Annotated in this window: 21 protein-coding genes; 5 read left to right on the forward strand and 16 right to left on the reverse strand. The window is 65.0% G+C overall.

Annotation, left to right across the window (positions count from 1 at the left end; all coding sequences use genetic code 11):
• Window positions 1-15: 15 nt before the first annotated feature.
• From GPA22_RS10350 to GPA22_RS10360, 3 genes are all read right to left on the reverse strand, one after another.
• A complete protein-coding gene (locus tag GPA22_RS10350) occupies window positions 16-675 on the reverse strand; it encodes a methionine ABC transporter permease (protein WP_343036012.1) in 660 nt (219 codons plus the stop codon).
• Complete coding sequence (locus GPA22_RS10355) at window positions 675-1,700, reverse strand: ATP-binding cassette domain-containing protein (RefSeq protein ID WP_169255992.1); 1,026 nt, start codon at window positions 1,698-1,700, stop codon at window positions 675-677. The genes GPA22_RS10350 and GPA22_RS10355 overlap by 1 nt, the downstream gene beginning before the upstream one ends.
• A gap of 368 nt (window positions 1,701-2,068) precedes the next feature.
• Window positions 2,069-2,647: a P-loop NTPase family protein gene (locus tag GPA22_RS10360; protein ID WP_169255993.1), complete on the reverse strand. Its 579-nt coding sequence runs from the start codon at window positions 2,645-2,647 to the stop codon at window positions 2,069-2,071.
• Window positions 2,648-2,909: 262 nt separating this feature from the next.
• Between GPA22_RS10360 and GPA22_RS10365 the strand changes: the two genes are divergently transcribed.
• Complete coding sequence (locus tag GPA22_RS10365; RefSeq protein WP_169255994.1) at window positions 2,910-5,516, forward strand: AAA family ATPase; 2,607 nt, start codon at window positions 2,910-2,912, stop codon at window positions 5,514-5,516.
• A 126-nt stretch (window positions 5,517-5,642) separates the two neighbouring features.
• Window positions 5,643-6,452, forward strand: a complete 810-nt coding sequence (locus GPA22_RS10370; RefSeq protein ID WP_169255995.1) for a hypothetical protein — start codon at window positions 5,643-5,645, stop codon at window positions 6,450-6,452.
• Between the two features lie 147 nt (window positions 6,453-6,599).
• On the opposite strand, the gene GPA22_RS10375 is transcribed toward GPA22_RS10370, so the two are convergent.
• The 11 genes from GPA22_RS10375 to GPA22_RS10425 all read right to left on the reverse strand — a co-directional run bounded on the left by GPA22_RS10375 (window position 6,600) and on the right by GPA22_RS10425 (window position 19,863).
• Entirely contained in the window at window positions 6,600-6,815 is a 216-nt protein-coding gene (locus tag GPA22_RS10375) for a response regulator (protein ID WP_169255996.1), read from the reverse strand.
• Between the two features lie 100 nt (window positions 6,816-6,915).
• A complete protein-coding gene (locus GPA22_RS10380; RefSeq protein WP_246264246.1) occupies window positions 6,916-7,614 on the reverse strand; it encodes a sarcosine oxidase subunit gamma in 699 nt (232 codons plus the stop codon).
• A complete protein-coding gene (locus tag GPA22_RS10385) occupies window positions 7,607-10,636 on the reverse strand; it encodes a sarcosine oxidase subunit alpha family protein (protein ID WP_169255998.1) in 3,030 nt (1,009 codons plus the stop codon). The genes GPA22_RS10380 and GPA22_RS10385 overlap by 8 nt, the downstream gene beginning before the upstream one ends.
• Window positions 10,633-10,944 carry a sarcosine oxidase subunit delta gene (locus GPA22_RS10390; RefSeq protein ID WP_169255999.1) on the reverse strand — a complete coding sequence of 104 codons (312 nt, stop codon included), beginning with the start codon at window positions 10,942-10,944 and terminating at the stop codon, window positions 10,633-10,635. The genes GPA22_RS10385 and GPA22_RS10390 overlap by 4 nt, the downstream gene beginning before the upstream one ends.
• Window positions 10,945-10,958: 14 nt before the next feature.
• Complete coding sequence (locus GPA22_RS10395; RefSeq protein WP_169256000.1) at window positions 10,959-12,209, reverse strand: sarcosine oxidase subunit beta family protein; 1,251 nt, start codon at window positions 12,207-12,209, stop codon at window positions 10,959-10,961.
• Between the two features lie 49 nt (window positions 12,210-12,258).
• The gene (locus GPA22_RS10400; protein ID WP_169256001.1) at window positions 12,259-13,638 is read right to left on the reverse strand and encodes an L-serine ammonia-lyase; all 1,380 of its coding nucleotides are present in this window, start codon (window positions 13,636-13,638) and stop codon (window positions 12,259-12,261) included.
• 22 nt (window positions 13,639-13,660) lie between these two features.
• Window positions 13,661-14,923 (reverse strand): serine hydroxymethyltransferase, encoded by a 1,263-nt coding sequence (gene glyA / locus GPA22_RS10405; protein ID WP_169256002.1) that lies wholly within the window; start codon window positions 14,921-14,923, stop codon window positions 13,661-13,663.
• A 279-nt stretch (window positions 14,924-15,202) separates the two neighbouring features.
• Window positions 15,203-15,865 carry a hypothetical protein gene (locus tag GPA22_RS10410; RefSeq protein WP_343036010.1) on the reverse strand — a complete coding sequence of 221 codons (663 nt, stop codon included), beginning with the start codon at window positions 15,863-15,865 and terminating at the stop codon, window positions 15,203-15,205.
• Window positions 15,866-15,936: 71 nt separating this feature from the next.
• Window positions 15,937-18,009, reverse strand: coding sequence for an ASKHA domain-containing protein (locus GPA22_RS10415; RefSeq protein ID WP_169256004.1), 2,073 nt, complete (start codon window positions 18,007-18,009; stop codon window positions 15,937-15,939).
• Window positions 18,010-18,175: 166 nt separating this feature from the next.
• A complete protein-coding gene (locus tag GPA22_RS10420; RefSeq protein ID WP_169256005.1) occupies window positions 18,176-19,087 on the reverse strand; it encodes a methyltetrahydrofolate cobalamin methyltransferase in 912 nt (303 codons plus the stop codon).
• Window positions 19,088-19,164: 77 nt separating this feature from the next.
• Window positions 19,165-19,863: a corrinoid protein gene (locus GPA22_RS10425; protein ID WP_169256006.1), complete on the reverse strand. Its 699-nt coding sequence runs from the start codon at window positions 19,861-19,863 to the stop codon at window positions 19,165-19,167.
• 379 nt (window positions 19,864-20,242) lie between these two features.
• Between GPA22_RS10425 and GPA22_RS10430 the strand changes: the two genes are divergently transcribed.
• Complete coding sequence (locus tag GPA22_RS10430) at window positions 20,243-20,530, forward strand: CBU_0592 family membrane protein (RefSeq protein ID WP_169256007.1); 288 nt, start codon at window positions 20,243-20,245, stop codon at window positions 20,528-20,530.
• A 12-nt stretch (window positions 20,531-20,542) separates the two neighbouring features.
• On the forward strand, window positions 20,543-22,582 hold the full coding sequence (locus GPA22_RS10435; protein ID WP_169256008.1) for a hydantoinase/oxoprolinase N-terminal domain-containing protein: 2,040 nt from the start codon (window positions 20,543-20,545) through the stop codon (window positions 22,580-22,582).
• Between the two features lie 11 nt (window positions 22,583-22,593).
• Here the strand turns inward: GPA22_RS10435 and GPA22_RS10440 are convergent, their stop codons facing one another.
• The gene (locus GPA22_RS10440) at window positions 22,594-23,508 is read right to left on the reverse strand and encodes a LysR substrate-binding domain-containing protein (protein WP_169256009.1); all 915 of its coding nucleotides are present in this window, start codon (window positions 23,506-23,508) and stop codon (window positions 22,594-22,596) included.
• Window positions 23,509-23,752: 244 nt separating this feature from the next.
• Between GPA22_RS10440 and gbdR the strand changes: the two genes are divergently transcribed.
• Window positions 23,753-24,916 (forward strand): choline metabolism transcriptional regulator GbdR, encoded by a 1,164-nt coding sequence (gene gbdR, locus GPA22_RS10445; RefSeq protein ID WP_169256010.1) that lies wholly within the window; start codon window positions 23,753-23,755, stop codon window positions 24,914-24,916.
• A gap of 57 nt (window positions 24,917-24,973) precedes the next feature.
• On the opposite strand, the gene GPA22_RS10450 is transcribed toward gbdR, so the two are convergent.
• Entirely contained in the window at window positions 24,974-25,732 is a 759-nt protein-coding gene (locus tag GPA22_RS10450) for an SDR family NAD(P)-dependent oxidoreductase (RefSeq protein WP_169256011.1), read from the reverse strand.
• Window positions 25,733-25,741 lie beyond the last annotated feature (9 nt).

The following is a 25,741-nucleotide window of genomic DNA, read 5'->3' on the forward strand; positions in this document are numbered from 1 at the left end:
TCAATGTCGCAAAGATCATTTGCGACTGAAACGCAGCACGAGCCGGTCGCCCGCGAGCTGGATGAATTGCACCAGCAGCACCAGCAGCGCGACGGTGATCACCATCACTTCTGTCTGGAAACGCTGGTAGCCGAAACGGATGGCGAGATCGCCCAGGCCGCCGCCGCCGATCACGCCCGACATCGCCGCATACGACATCAGCGTGATCGCGGTGACGGTGGTGGCTGCGATCAATCCGGGCATCGCCTCGGGCAGCAGTGCGCCGAAGATGATGCGGTGCGTCGGAATGCCCATCGCCTGGCAGGCCTCGATCACGCCGCGATCGACCTCGCGCAGCACGTTCTCGACCAGCCGGGCGAACAGCGGCGAGGTCCCCACCACCAGCGGCGGGATCGCGCCTTCGACGCCGAGCGAGGTGCCGATCAGCAGCACCGTGACCGGAATCATCACGATCAGCAGGATCAGGAAAGGCACCGAGCGCAGCACATTCACGATGAAGGACAGCACGCGGTACAGCCCGCGCTGCTCCAACAGCTGGCCGCTCGCGGTCACGAACAGCAGGATGCCCAGCGGCAGGCCGAGCAGGATGGTGAACAGCAGCGACACGCCGGTCATCACCAGCGTTTCCCAGGTCGCGAACGCGATGTCGCCCCATTCGATCATCGACAGGTCGATCATTGCAGCACCTCGTGGTGGATCTCGAAGCGGTCCAGTTCTGCGAACACCTTGGAGATGTCGTCCTCGCTGCCCTCGAACTCCAGCAGCAACTGGCCGAACGGCAGGTCCTTGATGCTCGATACCTCGCCCTGCAGGATTGTGAAGCGCGCCGGCGTGGCCGCCGCGAGGTGGCTCAGGATGGGCTGGTAGGTGACGTCGCCGAGATAGGTCAGGCGTACCAGCGTGCCGCGCAGCTTGTCCTTCGCGAAGGCGTGCCCGGGGTCCAGCATCGCTGCGGTCAGCGGGTCGCTCTGCGCCACCATGCCGCGCGTAACCGCGTGCCGGGGATGCAGAAACACGTCCACCACCTTGCCGCTCTCGACAATGCGGCCGCCATCGATCACCGCGACGCGGTCGCACAGCGTGCGGATGACCTGCATCTCGTGCGTGATGAGCACGATGGTGAGGCCGAACTGGCGGTTGATGTCGAGCAGCAGACGCAGGATCGACTGGGTGGTCTCGGGATCGAGTGCCGAGGTGGCCTCGTCGCACAGCAGCAGTTGCGGCCGATTGGCCAGCGCACGCGCAATGCCCACGCGCTGCTTCTGTCCGCCCGAAAGCTGCGTGGGATACTTGTTCGCATGCTCCGTGAGGCCGACCAGTGCCAGCAGCTCGGCCACGCGCTCGGCGCGCTGCGCGGCATCGAGACTGCCGGTACATTTCAGCGGCCAGTCGATGTTGCCGGCCACGGTCTTCGCGTTGAGCAGGTTGAAGTGCTGGAAGATCATGCCGATGCGCTGGCGCAGGGCATGCAGGCGGCGGCTGTCGAAGCGGGTGATGTCTTCGCCGTCGATCAGCACGCGGCCTGAGGTTGGACGTTCGAGCAGGTTGAGGCTGCGCAGCAGCGTGCTCTTGCCGGCACCGGAACGACCGATGATGCCGAACACTTCGCCCTTGCCGATTTCCAGGTTGACGTCAGTCAGCGCACTGACTTCGCGTCCGTCGACGCGATAGGTCTTGTTGAGTTGTTCGATTCTGATCACGTGAAAAGCCGCCACGGCAGCGCCGGGCGCAAAGACCGGCAGTGTACCAATCCAGCCGCGGCGGCACCACCGGACCTGGGGCCGCAGGCCGCCACGCCAAGCGACCGGCAGAAATTACTGCACTACGGAACCCGGAGTCGTCAGAAAGCTGTCGTCCAGGCTCTTCAGGGCTCCGTCCGTGCCCGCCCCTGAGCGGATGTACGTCTCTTCAGCTGCCCGACGACGGTTTACTGAGCGCTGCGGCCACTCAGCACGACATCCCACGGGCAGTCCATCGGCCGGAGTTGCCGGCCAGCCTACGCCGATTGAGCGGCGGCAGTGCTGCCGACGGCTGCCGCACGGCGCTCGGCACCGTCGCGATCTACACGTTACTCGAAGCGGTGAATGATGCGGCCGTCCGCAAGTTCAGCCCCGTCCGGAGAGTCGTGCATGACGCCCTTGTACCAGATGTATTCCGGCGGCCAGTAGCAGTGCTCGGTGGCGAGCTTCAACACGTCCTCGACGCTCGCAGGCAACTCGAGATTCGTATAGCGGAAGAAGACGTAATTCATCAGCCCGTCGAACAACCACTCTTGGAGGTCTTCCTTGTAGGTCGGGTCATTCGGGTCGATGTCGTCGTCCCCGTCCGCCTCACGCACGCGCATGTAGATATCGTTGGCGCAGAGGGAGAAGGCAAGATCGTCCTCGATGAACCGTCCTGATGGGTCGTGAAAGTCCTGAGCGTCCTTGATGTCGAGAGCGATGACTACACCGAAGTGGAAGGCGTGCTCGGTCGGCGCGAACGCCTTGGCCGACTCGGCGACATGATGCCAGTGGTCGAAGCCGGCCGCCTTGGCAGCTTCGTCCAGTGCCTTGTTATAAGTGATTCCGCTCGCCTTCTTGAGCTTGCGAGCGCGCTGCTTGAGTTTTTCGACTTCGGCGGCGGTAATGAGGATGGTATGGCGCATTTGTGGAACTCCGACCCAATCGCGAACCTTCGGTGCCCACTGCCGAAACCCGCTGGATTAGGGATTTCTCAAATGCGAAACAGGTAATGATCGTCCCGTCCGGGTGCGCCGAGGTGGGCAGCAGGCTTCGATCCAGCCAACCGGTAGCATAGCAGGGCTAGGCGGCGCTGTGTTGGTGCGGAGCGATCGTTGAGGCTTCTGATAGACCACCGTTGTGTTGCCAGATATTATCCGGAAATCATTCTCAAAATATGGAGTCGGGATGATGGAGGGCGTTGAGGAGATCGGCCGGGACGAGTTCGAGCAATGGTTGGATGATCGCCCGCAGTGGGTCCAAACAGCGGCTTCACGGCTGATTTCCGCTGTGAGGAGACCGACGCCGGAAGAAATCTCAGCGCTCGCTAGCATTTGCATTGCCGAGGCGACGGGCAGGCCGGACGTCGTCCTTGAACGGATGCCGACAGGCGCCCTCGGGTCGACTGCCGCTGGCCTCACCATGAAGTTGCTCAAGGTGGATGAGGTTCAGGGGGTAAATGCCATCAAGGCTGGTGCCGCCCTCGAATTCGGAGACTCAAATCTTGTCGTCGTTTACGGGATGAATGGTGCAGGGAAGTCAGGCTTCTCTCGTTTGATCAAGAGCGTGTGCGGTACTCGCAGCACCCCCGACATTCATCCGAACGTATTTTCGGACGTTGCTGCACCTGCCTCCGCCGTAATCACTGCCTCGCTCGATGAAGCGGTGTCGGTCTTGCCGTGGTCGGTGGAACAAGGGGCAATCCCAAAGCTACGGAATGTTCAGGTCTTCGACAGCTTGACTGCGAATAGCTACGTGCAGTCGAAGAGCGAGGCTTCCTATGAGCCTCGCCGAATGCGGTTTCTTTCGACCCTCATCCGCGTTGTTGACGAGGTTGCGGCAGAGATTGGTCGTCGAAAGGCAGTGTTGCCGTCTCTTCTTCCTGTGGCGCCACCTGCTCATGTTGGCACCACGGCCGCTGCGTTTCTGAAATCCGTTCGTCACGCGACAAAGCAACCCGAAGTCGACGCGGCTTGCGCGTGGACGGCTCAAGACGACCAGAGACGGCTTGAGATTGAGACGACACTAAAACAAGTGGATGTTCCGGCGCGGCAAAAGGTATTGAACGCTGACAAGAGCCGCTTGGTTCTCCTCAAGAACCGTACAACGTCTCTAAAGGACGGACTGTCACAGCTCAAGGCCGCAGAGCTGGTTGCAGCGAGAATGGATGCGCGAGCGAAGCGAAAGGCGGCTTCCGAGGACGCGGAGAAGGTGTTCGTTAACTCCGCCTTGGACGGCGTTGGAAAGGATTCGTGGCGGCTCCTGTGGGAGCAGGCACGGGTGTATTCCGAAACATTCGCATATCCCGAGGAGCCATTCCCTGTTGCCGATGAGCCTGCTCGCTGCGTCCTTTGCCATCAGCAGCTCGATGAGGGGGCAAGAACCCGGATGAAGGACTTCGAGGCGTTTGTGAAGGGTGGCCTTGAAACGGTGGCAAAAGAAGCCGAGCAAACGCTGCAGAAGCTGATGGGCGAACTTCCAGCGTTCCCGCCGGCAGAGCAATGGAAGGTTGATGTTGAGTTCCTGCGAGTAGATCCGCAAGTCGGTGAAGGAGTCCTCAAGGCAATTGCATTGCGACTTGAAGCGATGAATGTCGCTGCTTCTATTGCCGGGGTTCCGCCCGTTGACTGGAGTGTCCTTGAGACCGCCATCACCAGGCTCGAAGAACTGATCGCAAAGGAGGAACAGGCGCTCGCCGACCTTCAGAAGGATGGCAAACGTCAGGAGCTCGAACAGGAATTCAAGGAACTCAAGGCGAGGGCGTGGCTGTCGGAGCAGAAGGCGCTGGTCGAGGGCGAGATCATCCGGCTGAAATCGATGCGAGACCTCGATGCGGCAGAGAAGCTTGCGAGGACCAATGCTCTAACGCAGAAGAAGAACGACCTAGCGCGGGATGAACTCGCGAATGGCTATCGCGATCGTTTTGCCGCCGAACTTGAACTACTTGGCGGCAAGCGCATTCCGGTCGTACCCGAACCGATACCCGAGGGCAAAGGCAAGGTCAACTTTCAGTTGACGCTGAAGGGCGCTAAGCGAAAGGTGCATGCCTCATCTATCCTCAGCGAGGGCGAAGGTCGCATTGTGGCGCTTGCTGCTTTCATTGCGGACATGCTCGGCTCGGGTCACTCAACGCCATTCGTATTCGACGATCCGGTCTCATCGTTGGATCAGGAGTTCGAAGAGCGGGTGGTTGGTCGTCTTGTCGCGCTTTCGAAGACTCGGCAGGTGATCGTTTTCACTCACAGACTATCTCTGCTGGCCCTTCTCGAAGATGCTGTCAAAAAGCATAACGAGTTTGCTGCGGTGCATGGGCAAGAGATCGCAGAGCCGACGGTCATCTCGGTTCGTAGGCTCGGGAGCGTTGTAGGGGTCACGGAAGACCTCAGTGCTCGAAATAGGAAGCCTGCGCCGGGCTTCAAGGCGCTGAGGGATCAGCGCCTTCCTATGGTCAAGAAGTTCCATGAAGGCGGTCTGACGGCCGAATACGATTTTGCGATGAAGGCCGCGTGCTCTGACTTCCGCATACTCGTTGAGCGAAGTATCGAGTACACATTGCTCTGCGACGTTGTTGGCCGTTTCAGACGGTCCGTGAAGACTCTCCTGCTTAGGGACTTGGCGAAGATTCGCGCCGAGGACTGCGCCTTCCTCGATGAACTGATGACGCGATATTCGCGCTTCGAGCATTCACAGTCGGACGAGATCGCTACAGAGCTGCCAGATCCAGATGAACTGAAAAAGGATCTTGAGAATGCGATTGCGTGGTGTGAGGAATTTTCTAAGCGGAAGTCGACGTGACTGAAGGGATAAGGACTGCCTTGCGTAACTGATGAAAGCGTGATCTATAGACTAACCACAGCTTGCTGCGGACCGGCAAAATGATATGACTTTCCCGTGCGGTGAAGCGTCCCGGCAGGCCCTTCCATGAGCGAAGAAAAGTTAACCATCGACCTGAACTTTGACAGTTCGCGAGGGCACTTCCTGCGCGCAATTCAGCACCAGTTGGACATTGTGACCTTGCTCTTAGCTGGCGCTGCCAAGGTTTCCGAGGAAGAATGCGAGCCACAGGGCTTTCATAATTTTAGCCCCGCCCATGGGGCCGCCCTTCCCCACGAGCAGGCTAGATCTAAAGCCGTAGGTTGGTTAAACACATGCTTTCTACGTGACTCAATTGAAGCGACGGATCAATTTCTGGGGCGATGCTTATCGTTCTGCTTCGCTATTCAAATAGCAGAAAAAGGTAAGGCAACCACCGCTGATTTAGATGAAATTGTACGGGTTGCCCCACAGCGCCATCACAAATTGCACTTCCCGGCCAAACTTCAGGAGTTGGAAAAGAAGTACGGGGTCAAACCCAACTTTACTGAGCACGTTCTTTCGCTAAACAAGCTTAGAACTTGTCTTGTACACCGACTGGGCGTCGTATCCAATCTGGATGCGAATGATGATGATCAATTAGTCGCCAAATGGATTTCCAGCAAGATGGTCTTGCGAGGCCTTCAAACCGGAACAGAGCTCGTTCTCACAGAGCCAGGTCAGGGGCTTCAGGAGGAGGCCATGCTCGAAATGCATATAGTTGAGCACGAAAAGGTGTTCCCGGTTGGCTCAAACATCATACTTGAGCCATATGACACATACAGCACCATCTTCACCTTATGGCGTTTTGGCCTTGCCTGCTCTGAAGCAGTTGAACGGTTCGTTGTTAGCGCGGGCGTTCCTGTGAGAAAGGCATGAGCGGCTAAACTGATGGGGCAATCGGACGGCAGCAAGCTGTGTGCACTGCTGCCGCTCAATCGGCGCCTTCTGACCGACAGCAAGGGCCGACAAGTTTGCATCGGCTGTCCGGCAGGTGTCAGAGCGGAGCCGTCGCTTGAACGGCGGCTACGCCGGACGGGTGACCGGCAGTAGTTGGGCCGGAAAGAGACTCGCGAAGTTGCTGACCAAGGTCGACGTCCCCGATCGCCGCGAGCCGGCCTGCCTCTTCAGCAGTGCCGGCGACGAGCACTTCGCGTAATTCTCTGCGGCGAAATATTCCGCCAGGCAGGTGCGGGTCACAGGGTCGTCGTCGACCACCAGCACCTTCGCATCATCGGGCATTCCCCGGGACTCCTCTCCGCGATATCCATCCTCACGGGGCGGGAACGGCAGCGCCGCCGGCGACATCCCGGTCGGATGTCATGCCGGCGGCGCGATCCCGTCAGTGCCCCTCCACCGCCACCTCGCGAACTATACGACGTTCGGCCGAACCGGCGGGTTCCGCGGGCGCGACGAACACGCCGAACTCCTCGGCGGCGTCGAGGATCCAGCTGTACAGGTAGTCCGCGAAGCTGCGACGGATCACGAGTTCCCAGCGCTCTTCATCGACGCGGCGGATGACGGCCGAGCCCTTCGCGAACACGCTGGAGATGCCCTTCCCGACCGGGAAGGCGCGCGGATGCACGTCGTAGGGCGTGCACTTCATCAGCAGCTCGCGCACCTTGGGACCGGTGAGCTCGAGCACGGTCTGGCCACCGCTCGTGTTCATCACCGCGTAGTGCCCGGAGAGCTCGCGCCGCAGCGCGGCCTCGGCTTCGAACTCGAGGCCGGCCGGTACGACGATCAGCCACTCGTCCGGCGACATCCACTGGATGCTGACGCCGCGCGACTCGTCGCGGGCGACCGGCCCCAGTGCGAGCGGCAGCGCGAGGCCCAGCACGCGCTCGACGCCGCCGCGGAAGGCTTCGTCCTGGGCGTTGCCGCGCAGCACGAGGTGGCCGAGGAAAGGTTTCTCGCGGACTACGACGCCGGCGTCACGGGCCGACGACGCGAGTGCGACGTTCACACGCGCCATCGCCAGCGGCGATTCCGACTTCACCGCGCCGCGCGGGTTCAGATCCATTTGTGCAATCTCAGACATTTTGACGTGCTCCATCGGCGTCGTAGAAGACCGGGCTCACGACCTCGGCCGCATGCACCCGGCCGTCGGCCATCGGCAGATAAACGGTTTGCCCCATGCGCTTGGCTCCACCCTTGACGACCGCGAGCGCGAACGAGTGGCCCAGGTTCGGGCTGTAGTAGCTCGACGTGACATGCCCGACCATCGGCATCGGAATCGTGATCTCCTTCTCGAGCACGATCTGCGCGCCCTCGTCCAGCACCAGCTTCGGGTCGAGCGGTTTCAGGCCGACGAGCTGCTTGCGGTCGTCGCGCTTCGTGTCCGGGCGCGTCAGCGCGCGGCGACCGATCCACGAGAACGGCTTCTTGTAGCCGACGCACCACTGCATGCCGAGGTCTTCCGGCGTCATCGAGCCGTCGGTTTCCTGGCCGACGATGATGAAGCCCTTCTCCGCGCGCAGCACGTGCATGGTCTCGGTGCCGTACGGGGTGAGGCTGTACTTCTCGCCCTTCTCGAACAGCGCCTTCCACACGTGCATCGCGTGGTTGGCCTGCACGTTGATCTCGTACGAGAGCTCGCCCGTGAAGGAGATGCGGTAGACGCGGGCGGGAACGCCGGCGACCGTGCCTTCGCGCATGTCCATGAACTTGAAGTTGTCGCGCGACAGGTCGATGTCGTCGGTGAGCTCGGCGAGCAGCTTGCGCGCGTTCGGGCCGTTGATCGCCATCGCCGCCCAGTGGTCGGTCACGGAGTTGAAGTACACCTCCAGCTCGGGCCACTCGGTCTGGTGCCACAGCTCCATCCAGTCGAGCACTGCCGCGGCGCCGCCGGTGGTGGTCGTCATGTGGAAGTGGTTGTCGCCGATGCACGCGGTCACGCCGTCGTCCATCACCATGCCGTCGTCCTTGCACATGAGGCCGTAGCGGCATTTGCCCACGTCGAGCTTGGTCCAGGCGTTGGTGTACAAGCGGTTGAGGAACTCGCGCGCGTCCTTGCCCTGGATCTCGATCTTGCCCAGCGTCGAGGCGTCGAGGATGCCGACCGATTCGCGCACGGCGCGGCATTCGCGCTGCACGGCCTCGTGCATCGTCTCGTTGCCGCGCGGGAAGTACCACGGGCGCATCCACTGGCCGACTTCCTCGAACTTGGCTCCGTGCTCGACGTGCCACGCGTGCAGCGCGGTGTAGCGGCGCGGGTCGAAGAACTCGCGGCAGTGGCGACCGGTGATCGCGCCGAAGGTGATCGGCGTGTAGTTCGGGCGGAACACGGTGGTGCCGGTCTGCGGGATCGTCTGCTTCAGGCAGCGCGCGGCGATCGCCATGCCGTTGATGTTGCCGAGCTTGCCCTGGTCGGTGCCGAAGCCCATGCCGGTGTAACGCTTGACGTGCTCGATCGACTCGAAGCCTTCGCGGGTCGCGAGCTCGATGCCGGCGGCGGTGACGTCGTTCTGCGGATCGACGAACTGCTTCGGGGCGCGCATCGCGGGCTTCACGTGCGGCACCTGATACAGCGCCACCGCCCTGCCCTCGCGGACCTTAGCGACCTTGGGCAGCGCGGGCGCTTCGACCTGGAAGCCGGTGCGCTGCGCCGCTGCAACACCCGCGGCGGCGCCGTCGGCGAGCGCCTCGGCAATCGCGCCCTTGCCCTGCACACCACCCACCGGGGTCATGCCCGGCACCTTGCCGGGGACGAAGCCGAGGATGTCGTCACGCCACTCGGGGCGCGCGCCGGTGTGTGCGGCCAGATGCACGACCGGGCTGTAGCCGCCCGAGCTCGCGATGGTGTCGCAGGACAGCGTCTCGACGCGGCCGGCGACCTTGAAACCGCCGATGTCGATGCGGGCGACCTGCGCGCCGCTGACGCGCTTCTTGCCGTTCGCCTCGATCACCGCAGAACCGGGGATGATGCGGATGTTGCGCGAACGCGCCTCATTGACGAGGTCGCCGTCCGGATGCTCGCGCGCATCGACGATCGCGACCACTTCGCGGCCGGCGTCGTGCCAGTCGAGCGCGGCGCGGTAGGCGTGGTCGTTGGAGGTCGACAGCACGAGGCGGCGGCCCGGGACGACGGCGTAGCGGCGGATGTAGGTCGACACCGCGCCGGCCACCATGTTGCCCGGCACGTCGTTGTGCGAGAACACCAGCGGACGCTCGTGCGTGCCGGTCGCGAGGATCACTTCGCCGGCGCGCACGCGGTGCATCCGGGCGCGCACCTGGCGGCGGCCGTTGATGCTCGGCGCGAGGTCGGCGAGATGCTCGGTGCGGCGCTCGTGCAGCGTCACGAAGTTGTGGTCGTGGTATCCGTTCGCGGTGGTGCGCGGCAGCAGCAGCACTTCGGGCATGGTCGCAAGCTCGGCGAGCACCGAGGCGACCCACGCGGAGGCCGGGCGGCCGTCGATCAGCTCGCGGGAATCGAGGAGCGAACCGCCCATCTCTTCCTGTTCGTCGCACAGGATCACGCGCGCACCGCTGCGGCCTGCCGCCAGCGCGGCGGCGAGGCCCGCGGGGCCGGCGCCGATCACCAACACGTCACAGTGACGGTTGATGTGATCGTAGATGTCCGGATCCTTCTCCTTCGGCGTGCGGCCGAGGCCGGCGGCCTTGCGGATGTACTTCTCGTACTTCGGCCACATCGACGCGGGCGCCATGAAGGTCTTGTAGTAGAAGCCCGGGGGCATGAACTTGCCGCCGACGCTGCCGATCACGCCCATCAGGTCCTTGTCGACGTTCGGCCAGCCGTTGGTGCTCGCGGCGACCAGGCCGCCGTACAGCGCCTGCTGCGTCGCGCGCACGTTCGGCACCTGGGCCGCTTCGCTCGCGCCGAGCTGCACGACCGCATTCGGCTCCTCGGCGCCGGCGGCGACGATGCCGCGCGGGCGGGAGTATTTGAAGCTGCGATTGACGACATCGACGGCGTTGGCGAGCAGCGCGGATGCGAGCGTGTCGCCGGCGAAGCCCTGGAGTTCGACGCCGTTGAAGGTGAAGCGCAGCGGGCGGCTGCGGTCGATGCGGCCTCCGGTGCCGAGTCGGTTCTGTTGGCTCATTTTGCCGCCCCCTTGCTGGAAGAAGCCTGTTTGGTGACGGACGGCTGCTGGCCGACCTTGTAGGTTTCGTGAATCTGGTAGCTCACGGTGTCACGCGTGATGTTGAAGAACTTGCGGCAGCCGGCGGCGTGGTACCACAGCTCGTGGTGCAGGCCGCGCGGGTTCTTGCGGAAGAACAGGTAGTTGCCCCAGTCCTCGTCGCTGGTGGCTTCCGGCTCGACCGGGCGCGCGATGTGCGCCTCGCCCTTCGGGCGGAATTCTTCTTCCTCGCGGTATTCCGCGCAGTGCGGGCAGTAGATGTGAAGCATGTTGTCTGCTCCTGTCAGTGCGCGACGCCCGCGGCGCCGTGCTCGTCGATGAGTTTTCCGGAGATGAAGCGGTCGATGGAGAAAGGTGCCGCGAGCGGATGCGCCTTGCCGGCCGCGAGCGTCGCTGCGAACACGTTCCCCGAACCGGGCGTCGCCTTGAAGCCGCCGGTACCCCAGCCGCAGTTGAAGAACAGGCCGCCGACGGGCGTCGCCGAGATGATCGGGCAGGCGTCCGGGCAGGTATCGACGATGCCGCCCCACTGGCGGTTCATGCGCACGCGGGAGAAGATCGGGAACATCTCGACGATGGCCTGCAGCGTGTGCTCGATGGTCGAGTAGCTGCCGCGCTGGCCGTAGCCGTTGTAGCCGTCGATGCCGGCGCCGATCACGAGGTCGCCCTTGTCCGACTGGCTGACGTAGCCGTGCACCTTGTTCGACATCACGACGGTGTCGAGGATGGGCTTCATCGGCTCGGATACGAGCGCCTGCAGCGGGTGCGATTCGACCGGCAGCTTGAAACCGGCCATGTTGGCGAGCACGCCCGAATTGCCTGCGGTGACGACGCCCACGGTGTCGGCCGCGATGAAGCCGCGGTTGGTCTCGACGCCGACGACCTTGTTGCCATTTTTTCGGATACCGGTGACTTCGGTCTGCTGCAGCATATCCACGCCGCGCGAGTCGGCACCGCGGGCGAAGCCCCAGGCCACCGCGTCATGGCGTGCGACGCCGCCGCGCGGCTGCCAGGAGGCGCCCAGCACCGGGTAGCGCGTGTTGCGCGACAGATCCATGATCGGCACGATTTCCTGGATCTGATTCACGTCCAGCACCTCGCCGTCGATGCCGTTGAGGCGGTTGGCGTTCACGCGGCGGTGGATGTCGCGCATGTCTTGCAGCGTGTGGCCCAGGTTCATGACGCCGCGCTGGGAATACATCACGTTGTAGTTGAGGTCCTGCGACAGGCCTTCCCACAGCTTCATCGCGTGCTCGTAGAGCCACGCGGCCTCGTCCCACAGGTAGTTGGAGCGCACGATGGTGGTGTTGCGCGCGGTGTTGCCGCCGCCCAGCCAGCCCTTCTCGACCACGGCCACGTTGGTGATGCCGTGTTCCTTGGCGAGGTAGTAGGCGGTCGCCAGGCCATGACCGCCGCCGCCGACGATCACGATGTCGTACTTCTTCTTGGGGGTCGGGTTGCGCCAGGCGCGCTGCCAGTTTTCGTGGTAACTGAGCGCGTGCTTGACGAGCCCGAAGCCGGAATAGTGCTGCATGACTCTATCTCCTTGAAGTGTGGTTTTCGCCGTCGAAGTCAGCCATCGATCAGCATTCGATGACATTCACGGCGAGCCCGCCGCGCGAGGTTTCCTTGTACTTGTCCTTCATGTCGCGACCGGTGTCGCGCATGGTCTTGATCACCTTGTCGAGGGACACGAAGTGCTTGCCGTCGCCGCGCAGCGCCATGCGCGCGGCGTTGATCGCCTTGATCGAGCCCATCGCGTTGCGCTCGATGCACGGCACCTGCACGAGGCCGCCGACCGGATCGCAGGTGAGGCCCAGGTTGTGCTCCATCCCGATCTCGGCCGCGTTCTCGACCTGCTCGGGCGTGCCGCCCATGACTTCGGTCAGCGCGCCCGCGGCCATCGAGCACGCGACGCCGACTTCGCCCTGGCAGCCGACTTCGGCGCCCGAGATCGACGCGTTCTCCTTGAACAGGATGCCGATGGCGGCCGCCGTGGCGAGGAAGCGCACGACGCCGTCCTCGGTCGCGCCGGGGATGAAGCGGTAGTAGTAGTGCAGCACCGCGGGGATGATCCCGGCCGCGCCGTTGGTCGGCGCCGTGACGATGCGCCCGCCCGCGGCGTTTTCCTCGTTCACCGCCAGCGCGTACAGGTTCACCCAGTCCATCGTCGTGAGCGGATCGCGCAGCGACGCTTCCGGTGCACTCGACAGCTTGCGGAACATCGCCGCCGCACGGCGCTTCACCTTCATGCCGCCGGGCAGCGTGCCTTCGATCTCGCAACCGCGCCGCACGCAGGCCTGCATCACCTTCCAGATGTGCAGCAGCCCGTTGCGCGTCTCGGCCTCGCTGCGCCACGCCTTCTCGTTCTCCAGCATCAGCTGGCTGATCGAGAGCTCGTTCACCGCGCACTGCGTCAGCAGCTGGTCGGCGCTGTGGAAGGGGTAAGGCAGCTCGGTGCTGTCCTCGACGATGCGGTCCGCGCCGGCGGCCTCCTCATTGACGACGAAGCCGCCGCCGACCGAGTAGTACACCTTGCTCGAAAGCTCACAGTCTCCCTCGCCGAAGGCCGTGATGCGCATGCCGTTCGGGTGGTAGGGCAGCGTCTGCCGGCGCAGGAAGACGAGGTCGGTCTTTTCCTCGTAGGGCACCGCGTGCAGGCCCAGCAGCGACAGGCGCTTGTTCTCGCGGATCGCCGCGAGACGGCTGTCGATGGTGTCCGGGTCGATGAGATCCGGCGCCTCGCCTTCCAGGCCCAGCAGCACGGCCTTGTCGCTGCCGTGGCCCTTGCCGGTGGCGCCGAGCGAGCCGTACAGCTCGGCGCGCACGCGGCGCACGCGCGGCAGCAGCCCCGCGTCCTTGAGCCCGGCGGCAAAGGTCAGAGCGGCACGCATGGGACCCACGGTGTGGGAACTGGACGGGCCGATGCCGACCTTGAACATCTCGAATACGCTGATCGCCATGACGTGTCGCTCCGTCGGTCGTTCAGCGGCTGGCCGGGTAGACCGGGAAGCGCGCGCACAAGGCCGAGACCTTCTCGCGCACCGCGGCGCTCACGGACTGGTCGTCGATGTTGTCGAGCACATCGCAGATCCAGTTCGTGAGTTCCTTCGCCTCGGCTTCCTTCAGGCCGCGCGTCGTGATCGCGGGCGTGCCGATGCGGATGCCGCTGGTGACGAAGGGCGACTGCGGGTCGTTCGGCACGGCGTTCTTGTTGACGGTGATGTGGGCCGAACCCAGCGCCGCGTCGGCCTGCTTGCCGGTGAGGCCCTTGGCGACGAGATCGACGAGGAACAGGTGGTCGTCGGTGCCGCCGGAGACGATCTTGTAGCCGCGCTCCATGAACACGCCGGCCATCGCGCGGGCGTTCTTCAGCACCTGCTGCTGGTAGGCGCGGAACTCGGGCTGCAGCGCTTCCTTCAGCGCGACGGCCTTGGCGGCGATCACGTGCATCAGCGGGCCGCCCTGGATGCCGGGGAAGACGACGGCGTTGAGCTTCTTCTCGAGGTCCGCGTTGCGGCGCGCGAGGATCAGGCCGCCGCGCGGGCCGCGCAGGGTCTTGTGGGTGGTCGTCGTGACGACGTCGGCAAAGGGGATGGGGTTGGGGTACAGGCCGGCCGCGACGAGACCCGCGACGTGGGCCATGTCGACGAAGAGATAGGCGCCCACGGAGTCGGCAATCTCGCGGAAGCGCTTCCAGTCGACCACGCGGGAATAGGCGGAGAAGCCCGCGACAATCATCTTCGGCTTGTGCTCGCGCGCCAGCGCTTCGACCTGGTCATAGTCGATCTCGCCGGTGGCCTCGTTCAGGCCGTATTGGACCGCGTTGTAGATCTTGCCGGAGAAGTTGACCTTGGCGCCGTGCGTCAGGTGGCCGCCGTGCGCGAGGCTCATGCCCAGCACGGTGTCGTGCGGCTCGAGCAGCGCCATGTAGACTGCGGCGTTCGCCTGCGAACCCGAGTGCGGCTGAACATTTGCGAAGTCGGCGCCGAACAGCAGCTTGGCGCGATCGATTGCGAGCTGCTCGACGACGTCGACATGCTCGCAGCCGCCGTAGTAACGCTTCGCGGGATAGCCTTCGGCGTACTTGTTCGTCAGCACGCTGCCCTGCGCCTCGAGCACGCGCGGGCTGGTGTAGTTCTCGGATGCGATCAGCTCGATGTGCGACTCCTGGCGCTCGAACTCGGCATCCATCGCCGCCTTCAGTTCGTCGTCGAAATCGGCGATATGGTCGGTCATTGCAAACATGCGTAACGTCTCCTCTGGTTTGTTGGCTATCGTGGAAGCCTTGTGCCGCATCGGAATGGCGGCCTCTTGGGAGGAGATGTTAGGAATTCTGTCGGAGGACCTTTTGCCTGTATCCGTCACGCACTTGCTCAATTTGGACTGCTGGGTGCGACAGCTTGCGAAATAGCGACAGACGGAAAAAACGCCGCGGGTGGAGGCACCAGGCGGCGTCGGGAACGGCAAGGGAAACGGCGGGCGCGTTTGCTGCGCCCAGGACCATTCAGATTGCGAACGGGTCCGTCACGCGGCAAACGCCTTCATGTGGAACACCTGCATGTCAGGCGGATAGCGATACGCCGCACCATGCGGGCAGGCGCGACGGTCGAGGCAACCGACGCTCATGCAGTGCTCGCCGGCGCCAGCGTGCAGGTGGCTGCGGCAACCGGCGTAGTCGAAGCCGGTGCCTGAATAGGCCCCGACCGGGCAGGATTTCAGGCAGGGCTTGTCGACACAGGCGTCGCACAGATGGACGCCCTCCCCGCCCGTGGCGATGTCGATCTCGGTGTCGAACAACAGCGCGCCGCGATAGGCGTGCCACAGGCCGTAGCGCGGGTGCATGAGGATGCCGAGCGGCGACGGGCGCAGGCCCTCCGCGCGCATCGCCCATTGCTGGAAGGGCACGAAAGGCCGGTCCGACGGGGAAACGGCCCGGGCCCCGAACTGCGCGGCAACGCCGCCGATCACTTCGCGCGACCAGGTGTCGAGCGGATCGCGCAGGTCTACCGGCTGGCTGTCGCGCCACGCGCGGAAATACGGCCAGGCCGATGCACCGGCCTGCCCCACCAGCACGACCGCGCGCGCCGCGCGCCCCGAGGGGCCCGGCGGCGCATGCTCGTCGCGTCCGAAGTTCAGGCCGCCGCGCACGATGAGGCCGTGGGCCGCCAGCGCTTCGCCGATCAACACGTCAATTCGATCACTCTTCATACCGCTGCAAGCATACCCTCGGAAGACGATGCGCTTGTCGCGATCGATGATCACGCAGGGAGAGTGGTTGTGGATGGGCTCGAAGTCTCGCCTCCTTCCACAAGCGGCCGCTCGCGCCGTCCGCGCCGCGACCGACCACCCTGCGCCACGCGCTCCCCTGCCTTGCTCTCCGGCAACGGCACGACCGCGCGCAGGTTCGGGAACGGGTCGGTCTTGTGCGGGATCGCCATCGCATCGACGAAATACTGCTGGAAGCTCGGCTCGACGGCGGTCTCGATCTTGTCGACACGGCGCACGATGGTTTCGATCTCCTCGCGCCGACCGCGGTTCAGCAGCGCGATGCGCGCGCCCGTCCCCGCGGAGTTGCCGACCGCCGCGACGTGCTCGAGCGGACAGTCGGGGATCAGGCCCAGGATCATCGCGTACTTGACGTCGATGTGGCTGCCGAACGCGCCGGCGAGGCTGATGCGCTCGACCTGCGCGATACCTAGCTTGTCCATCAGCAGGCGCACGCCGGCATACAGTGCGGCCTTCGCGAGCTGGATTGCGCGCACGTCGTTCTGCGTGATCTGCAGCGTGCGCTCATCGGTCTCGTACAGCGTGTACCCGAAGGTGCGCCCGTTCGGCCGGATCCGCGCGTTGCGTTCCGCGAGCGCTCCGTCGATCACACCGTCCTGGTCGATGATACCCGCGAGGTACATTTCGGCGATAATCTCGACGATGCCCGAGCCGCAGATCCCGGTGATGCCGGTCGCGGCCGTCGCGTCGGCGAAGCCCGCCTCGTCCGACCACAATTCGCTGCCGATCACCCGGAAACGCGGCTCGAGCGTCACCGGATCGATGCGCACCCGCTCGATCGCGCCCGGCGCCGCGCGCTGGCCGCAGCTGATCTGGGCGCCTTCGAACGCCGGGCCGGTGGGGCTGGACGCGGCGAGCAGGCGGGCACGGTTGCCGAGGACGATCTCGGCGTTCGTGCCGATATCGACGATCAGCGTCATCGCGTCGGTGAGATAAGGCGTCTCGGACAGGATCGCGCCCGCGGTATCCGCGCCGACGTGCCCGGCGATGCAGGGCAGCGCGTAGATGCGGGCGTTGGGGTGGATGTGCAGGTCGATCTCGGTCGCCCACAGGCCCGTGACGGCCTCGTCGGTGGCGAGTGCGAACGGCGCGCCGCCGAGTTCGACCGGATTAATCCCGAACAACAGGTGGTGCATGATCGGGTTGCCGACGAAGGTCGCTTCGAGGATGTCGACGACGGCGATTCCGGCTTCCTCCGCGAGTTCGGCCGCCAGCCCGTTGAGCGCCGCGCGCACCTCGCGCGTCATCTCGCCGTCGCCGCCCGGCTTCATCATCACGTACGAGACCCGGCTCATCAGGTCCTCGCCGAAGCGGATCTGCGGGTTCATCTTGCCCGCGGAGGCGACGACCTCACCCGTCTGCAGGTCGCACAGGTGCGCGGCAATGGTCGTTGAGCCGACGTCCACGGCCATGCCATAAACCTTCTCGCGCAGGCCCGGCCACACCGCGATGATGCGCTCGGAATCGACCACCGCGACGGTCACCTTCCATTCGCCCCGACGCAACGCAGACTGCAGCTCCTGCACGACCCGAATGTCGGCCTGCAGGTTCGTCAGCCGCCAGTCGAAATCGAGCGCTTCCTTGAGTCGGCGCAGGTCGGACGACGGCACGTGCATGTCCGGCTGCTGCACTTCGACGTAATACAGCCGTACTGCCGGGTCGAGCTCGATGTCGCGCACTTCGGCGCGCTTGCGCACAATCTGGCGATGCACCTGGCTGTCGGCGGGCACGTCGATCACGACGTCGCCGAGCACGGTCGTGGAGCAGCTCAGGCGCCGTCCGGGGCTCATCGCGCCGTGGGTCTTCTCCCAGGTTTGCTCGTTGTCGCTGCGCGCGCTGAGATTGCTCGCACAGGAGTTCACGCCGTGTTTGGCGAATTCGCCTTCGGTCAGGACGACCTGGCAGCGGCCGCAGATGCCGCGTCCGCCGCATACCGAGTCGATGTCGACGCCGAGCGCGCGTGCGGCCTGCAGGACAGGCGTGCCGAGCGGGAAGCGGCCGCGCCGTCCGGAGGGGGTGAAGACGACGAGGGCGTCCTGGGTCACGGGGGTCTCCTGGGGATTGGGTCTATTTTTTAGAAGGTTCCTCCCCCTTCAAGGGGGAGGACAGGAGGGGGATGGGTTTCTTACGTGCCTGCTGAACCCATCCCCACCCCGGCCCTCCCCTTGAAGGGGAGGGAGAGATGGTCTGACCAGCTTGCTAGCCTGCTAATCAGGCTTCCACGCGACGACGACGCGTTTCGCGGCGGCCGCGCGCTTCGCCGCCCTCGCCCGCCGGCGGCACTTCGCGGAACTTGCGGATCCAGCGCATGCAGTCCTGGTCGTGGCCCATCAGCACGTCGGCGCCCATGATCGCGGTCATGATCTCGGTATGCAGCGGGTTGGTGATCGCCGAGGTCATGCCCGAGGCGATCGCCATGCTCATGAACGCGGCATTGACGCCGTTGCGGTTGGGCAGGCCGAAGCTGACGTTGGAGGCACCGCAGGTGGTGTTCACCTTCAGCTCCTTCTGCAACCGGTGGCACAGCTCGAACACCTGGCGGCCCGAGGTCGATACGGCGCCGATCGGCATCACGAGCGGATCGACGACGACGTCGCAGGCGGGGATGCCGTAGTCCGCCGCGCGGTTCACGATCTTGCGGGCGATCTCGAAGCGCACGTTGGGGTCCTGCGAGATGCCGGTCTCGTCGTTGCTGATCGCGACCACCGCGGCGCCGTACTTCTTCACCAGCGGCAGCACCGATTCCAGGCGGTCTTCCTCGCCCGTCACCGAGTTCACCAGCGCCTTGCCCTTGTACACCGAGAGGCCGGCCTCGAGCGCCGCGACGATGGACGAGTCGATCGACAGCGGCACGTCGGTGAGCGACTGCACCAGCTTGACGGTCTCGGCGAGGATCGCCGGCTCGTCCGCGAGCGGGATACCGGCATTCACGTCGAGCATGTGCGCGCCGGCCTCGAGCTGTGCCTGGACGTCGGAGATCACGCGGGAGAAGTCGCCGGCGGCCATCTCGGCGGCGAGCAGCTTGCGGCCGGTCGGGTTGATGCGCTCGCCGATCACGACGAAGGGGCGCTCGAAGCCGATGACGACTTCCTTCTTGTGCGAGCTGATTACGGTGTCGGTCATGTTTCCATCCTTTGTGGATTGCGGGTGCCGGCCACCGGCACCTCGGTGTGAGGTTCTTGTCGTTGTGAAGCGCTGCGTCAGGCGGCGCGTCGCTGCTGGATCAGCGCCTTCGCGGTCTCGACCGCGACACCCGCGTCGCGGCAGTAGGCGTCCGCCCCGACGGCCTTGCCGAAGGCTTCGTTCAGCGGCGCGCCGCCCACCAGCACGATGTAGTCGTCGCGCAGGCCCTTTTCCTTCAGCGTGTCGATCACGACCTTCATGTACGGCATCGTCGTCGTCAGCAGCGCCGACATGCCCAGGATGTCCGGCTTGTGCTTCTCGAGTTCCTCGATGTAAGTCTCGACCGGGATGTTGATGCCGATGTCGATGACCTCGAAGCCGGCCCCTTCCATCATCATCGCCACCAGGTTCTTGCCGATGTCGTGGATGTCGCCCTTGACCGTGCCGATCACGATCTTGCCCACCGTCTCCGCACCGGTGTCCGCGAGCAGCGGGCGGATGATCTCCATGCCGCCCTTCATCGCGTTGGCCGCCATCAAGACTTCCGGCACGAACAGGATGCCGTCGCGGAAATCCACGCCGACGATGCGCATGCCTTCGACCAGCGCCTCGTCGAGCACCCGGCTCGCGCTCCAGCCGCGCGACAGCAGGATGTTGGTCGCCTCCACGATCTCGTCGCGCAGGCCGTTGTAGAGATCGTCGTGCACCTGCTCGATGAGTTCGTCATCGGGCAATGCCGCCAGATCGAAATCCTCGTCGTCGAACTGTTCCGCCATGTCGTCTTCTCCTTCAGGTCGTTGCGGGTGCCGAGCCCAGCGGACCCGATGCGGCACAGGTTAGGCGTAGCCCCCGCAACTGGCAGGCGTCTCAACGACCCGCTCATGTCCAATCGCGACAGGCTTGTGCAGCCGGATTCGTCCTGCGTGACCCCGACCATCTGCAATAACGGGGCTGTCGCCGCACGACCCGAAGTTGTCGTAACCAGACAAGCGAATGTCGGAAAGAAGACTAAATTGCGCATGGATCAATCTGCCGATGCTGTACGGAGACACCGCGGCGGAGCTCACGCCTCGTGGGCTGACACCAAAGACAACTAGCTCCATGGCCCATGCCGCCTTCGGAGCACCTGCCCCCATCAACTCTCCCCAGACTCACATGACCCCCTCGGATTTTGTTGGACTCATCGGTGTGATCGCCTGTCTGGTCGCGTATGCCGGCCTGCAGGTCGGCCGCCTCCGGCACGACGACCTTCGCTATCTCGGGCTGAACATCCTCAGCCCTGCCTGCCTGCTGTTCTCGCTGATGTACGACTTCAACCTCGCTGCCGTCATCACCCAGGTGTTGTGGCTCGGCCTGAGTTTCATCGGCCTTGTGAGGGCCTTGTATGCACGCGGTCGCAAGACCAGCCGCACGACGGCCAAGTGCGCGGAAAACGGAACCTGACGGAGGGACAAAATGGGCTTGATGCTGGGTATCGATACGGGCGGCACATTCACCGACGCGGTGCTCGTCGACGAGCATCGTGAAGTGATCGCCGCCGCCAAACAGCTGACGACGCGCTACGACCTGACCGTCGGCATTGCGCGCGCGATCGACAGCCTGCCGCCCGAATCCCTCTCCGACGTCTCGCTCGTCTCCCTGTCGACGACGCTGACGACGAACTCGGTCGTCGAGGGCAAGGGTTCGCCCGTCTGCGCGCTGCTGATCGGCTACGACGAGCGCCAGGTGCAGAACAGCGGGCTCGCGGAGCTGCTCGGCCCCGAGGCCATCGTCACCGTCGCCGGCGGGCACGATGCCGGCGGCGCCGAAGCCGCGCCGCTCGATGAAGAGGCCGTGCGCAAGGCGATCCTGAACTGGCGCGACAAGGTCTCGGCCTTTGCGATCTCGGCCACCTTCAGCGTGCGCAACCCGCGCCACGAAGTGCGGGTGCGCGAAATCGTGCAGGAGCTCTCGCGCAAGCCGGCGACCTGCGGGCACGAACTCGCGTCCTCGCTGGGCGCACCGCGGCGCGCGGCGACGGTGGCGCTCAATGCGCGCATGATCACCCACGTCCAGCGCCTCATCGAGTCGGTCGAGGCCATCCTGTCCGCGCGCGGCATCGACGCCCCGCTGATGATCGTCAAGGGCGACGGCTCGCTGATCAACGCGCAGTCGGCGCTGCAGCGCCCCGTGGGCACCGTGCTGTCCGGCCCCGCGGCGAGCGTGCTGGGCGCCTGCGCGCTGAGCGGACTGCGCGACGCGATCGTCGCGGACATGGGCGGCACGACCACCGACATCGCGGTCGTTCGCAACGGGCGGCCGGAACTGAGCTTCGACGGCGCCCTGATCGGCGGATGGCAGCCGATGGTCGAGGCGGTGCGCGTGTACTCGATCGGCCTCGGCGGCGACAGCGAAGTGCGCTTCAGCGGCGGCGAAGGGATCTCGATCGGCCCGCGCCGCGTCGTACCGCTCAGCCTGCTCGCGGCCGAACATCCCGAAGTGCTGCCTGTCCTCGAGCGTCAGGCGAACTCGGCGCCCCACAGCAGCCAACTGCGCTTCGCGCTGCGCCTGCAGCACGACGAGGCGCTGCTGGCGCGCCTGCCCGACGACGAACGGCAGGCCTGGGAACGCGTCTCCGCCAAACCGGTGGACATGGAATACGCCACCGCGGAAGACCGCCGGCTCGCGCGCGCCCTCGCCCGCCTCGAACGCAAGGGACTGGTGATCTACAGCGGCTTCACGCCCACCGACGCGGCCCACGTGCTCGGCATCTCCAGCCACTGGTCCACCCGTGCCGCCGAGCTGGGCGCGCGGATCTGGGCGCGCCAGATGCGCCGCCTGTACGGGTGCGGCACGTGGCCCGACGGCGACGCCGAAGGTCCGTCGCGCGAGGTCTTCGATCTCGTGGTCGACGGCATCAGCCAGAAGCTGATCGAGGCGGGACTGCACGAACAGAACCGGCTCGCCGCGGCCCAGGCGGACAAGCTCTCGCGGCTGCTCACCGAAATGGTCATGGAACAGCGCCGCGATCCGTCCAAGCCCTCCTTGTTCTCGGTCCAGTTCGCAAGCGACGCGCCCGTCGTCGCCGTCGGTGGTCCCGCCGCGAGCTACTACCCCGAGGTCGCGCGCGGACTGCGCACCGGCCTCTACATGCCCCGCTTCGCCGAAGTCGCGAATGCCGTCGGCGCGGTGCTGGGCGAGGTCTCGCAGCGGGTGCATCTGACGATCACGCAGCCGATGCGGGGGACTTTCCGGGTCTTCGCGCCCGATGGGCCGAAGGACTTCCCGCAGCTTGCCGAAGCCGTCGAATACGCCCGCACGCTCGCCGCGGACGAAGCCGCGACCCAGGCACGGGAAGCGGGGGCAGCCTCGGTGCATATCGACTTCGAAACGGACGAGAACAGCGTCACCAACGAGATCGACGGCGACGTGTTCTTCGAGATGCGGCTCACCGCGATCGCCTACGGCCCGCCGTGCCGGCGCACTGATCGCGTCGTCCAGGCCGTGCCGGCCTGATCAGCGGGGGCTCACTCGGCCCGGTCGCCGCGCGACTCCGCCAGCAGCCAGTCGCGCAGGATCACCGCCGAGGGACGCAGGGCCCGGTTGGGCGACGCGATGATGTAGATCGGATGGCCGGTCAGCACATGTTCCGCGAGGGGGCGCACCAGACGCCCCTGCTCCAGCAAGGGCGTGACGATGTGCCGCCACCCCAGTGCCATGCCCTGCCCCTCCATCGCCGCGTGCAGGACCACCGAATAGTCCGTGAAGCGCAGCTGTGCCCCGCTGCGGGGGACACTCACGCCGAACTTGCCGAGCCAGTCCGCCCAGTCGATACGCGGCCGGTAACGCTCCTCGAAATGCAGCAGCGTGGCCGTACTCAGCGACTGCGGCGTCGGATTCCCACCGAGCATCTGCGCGTACCCGGGGCTGCAGACGGGGAAGACATCCTCGTCGAACATCCGCCAACGCGCGTAGCGTGACCACTCCCCCCGCCCCAATGTGATCGCCAGGTCGATGCCGTCGGCGCTGAGATCGACGTCGGTGTCCGCGGTGATGCAGCGGATTTCGATCTGCGGGTTGGCCTGCTTGAACTGCGCCATCCGGGGCAACAACCACAAGGTCGCGGTCGCGGTCGAGGCGGAGAGCGTGACCTGATCCGAAGCGCTGAACTTGCGCACCTCACGCACGCCCTGGTCGATCACGCCCAAGCCTAGATTGACCTGCTCGTAGAGGTAGCGTCCCGCGTCGCTCAGGCGCACCCCCCGGTGCAGTCGTTCGAACAGCACGACGCCCAAGCTCTCCTCGAGCCCGCAGATCGTGTGGCTCACCGCCGGCTGGCTGATGCCCAGCGAAGCTGCCGCGCGCGTGAAGCTGCCGTGACGTGCCACGGTCTCGAAGACCAGCAAGGCGTGCAGCCGCGGACCGACCGAATCTTCTGCCATAAAGCTGGGTTATGTCTCACATGAAATTTGCTCTACTTCACACCCACTATACAGCTCAATACCATTGTTTCCGCAATCTCTTGCGTCATCTGGTTCGCAAATCCCGGGGTAGCAGCATGAATCGCATTCATGCGGAGAACACCGAAACGACGACGAGTGGAGATGACGCAGCCGGGTGGCCGACGTAAATAGCGAGAGTTCACGCTGCCCGGAACCGCGAGTCAGTGCAGTTGGAGGAGACATCATGAGTTCGGAAGCGAAGAGAGGGGATGTGACTTTCAAGGTGAACGGCGCCCCACCGGTGAGGATTGGTTTTCTGCTGCTCGGCAATTTCACGCTGATCGCGCATTCGGCCGCGATCGAACCGCTGCGCATGGCCAACCAGTTGAGTGGGCAGGAGCACTATCAGTGGCTCACGCTCAGCGAGACGGGCGAGCCGGTGCGCGCGAGCGACGGGCAGCGGGTGATGGTGGACGCAGCGATGGAAGACGCGCAGGACCTGGACATCGTGATCGTATGCGGGGGCCTCGCCCCCCAGCAGGCGATCCGCAAATCGCATCTGAGCTTCCTGCAGGCCGCCGCACGCCGCGGGTGCATGATCGGCGGCATTGCCACCGGCGCGTGGGCGCTGGCCCAGGCCGGCCTGATCGACGGTTACCGCGCGAGCATTCATTGGGAACTCATTCCCGCACTGCAGGAGGCTTTCCCCAAGGTGCTCGTGACGAACCGCCTGTTCGCGCTGGAAGCGAAGCGGCTGTCGGCGGCGGGCGGCACGGCTGCGCTGGACATGATGCTGCACCTCGTGGGGCAGCAGCACGGACCCGAACTGATGACGGCGATCTCGGAGATGGTGACCTGCGACCGCATCCGTAGCGCGCAGGAACAGCAGCGCGTACCGCTGCGGCACGTGCTCGGGACCTCGCAGCCGAAGCTGCTCGAACTGGTCGCGCTGATGGAAGCCAACATCGAGGAGCCGCTCGAACTCGAGGATCTCGCGGAAACGGCGAACGTGTCGCGCCGCCAGGTCGAGCGCCTCTTCCTCAAGCATCTCGGTTGTTCGCCTTCGCGCTATTACCAGAATGTCCGCTTGAACCGCGCGCGCCAGCTCCTGCGGCAGACCTCGATGACCGTCATCCAGGTCGCGGATGCCTGCGGCTTTGCATCGGCGCCGCATTTCTCGAAGCGCTACCACGCACTGTACGGCCTGCCGCCGAGCAACGAGCGCACCTGCGAGCCGGTGCAGCGCCAGGTGCGCGCACGGCGCGAGGTGTTCATGGCCGACGAGTTCGATGACTTCGAGCATTCGGGCTCACCGCTCTCCTCCGCAGAGATGGCGCTGCTGGCCGCGCGCTGCGAGGCGACCTACGGCAGCATGGGACGTGCTGACGCTCGTCTCATGGCCGCCTGAAGCAGGCGGTGAACGAAAAGCGGCCGGCATTGCCGGCCGCGAGACACCTGGCCTCGATCAGAAGGGAAGCGGAAGCTTCGCCGTACGGCCGCCGTCGACGACGATGACCTGCCCGGTGATGAAGGCGGCATCGTCGCTGGCGAGGAATACGACCGCGGCGCCGACATCATCCGGCTCGCCGGTGCGGCCGACCGGATGCAGCTTGAGCAGGCCGGCGCGAGCCGAGACGGGGTCGGGCTGGGCCTCGATGTAGTCGTTGCTCAAGTCCGAATTGATCCAGCCCGGCGCGATCGCGTTGCAGCGGATGCCGTCACGCCCCAGATCGACCGCCAGGGCACGCGTGAAGCCGTGGACGCCGGCCTTCGAGCCGCAATACGCCGCATGCCACGGGTTCGACCCGATGCCCTCGATCGAGCCGATATTCACGATACTGCCGCCGCCACGACGACGCATCTGGGGCAACAGCGCTTTCGCGAGGAAGACCGGCGCGCGCATGTTGACCACCATCATCCGATCCCAGTCCGCCTCGGTCATGTCGTCCAGCGACTTCTCGAACATGAAGCCGGCGTTATTGACCAGGATGTCTGCACCGCCGAAGCGCTCCTCGACCGCCCGGGCGATGGCATAGGGCGCTTCCACCTCGCCGAGGTCGGCGTTGAACCACGCGACGTTCGGATTTGCGCCCAGCACTTCGTCCAGCGGCTGGCGCTGGGCGACGAGCACCCTGGCGCCGGCCGCCAGCAACCGTTGCGTGATGCCGCGCCCGATGCCGCGTCCGCCGCCGGTGACGACGGCAACCTTGTCTTGCAGATCCATGTTCCTCTC

The organism is Aromatoleum toluvorans (assembly GCF_012910905.1).
Lineage (GTDB): Bacteria > Pseudomonadota > Gammaproteobacteria > Burkholderiales > Rhodocyclaceae > Aromatoleum > Aromatoleum toluvorans.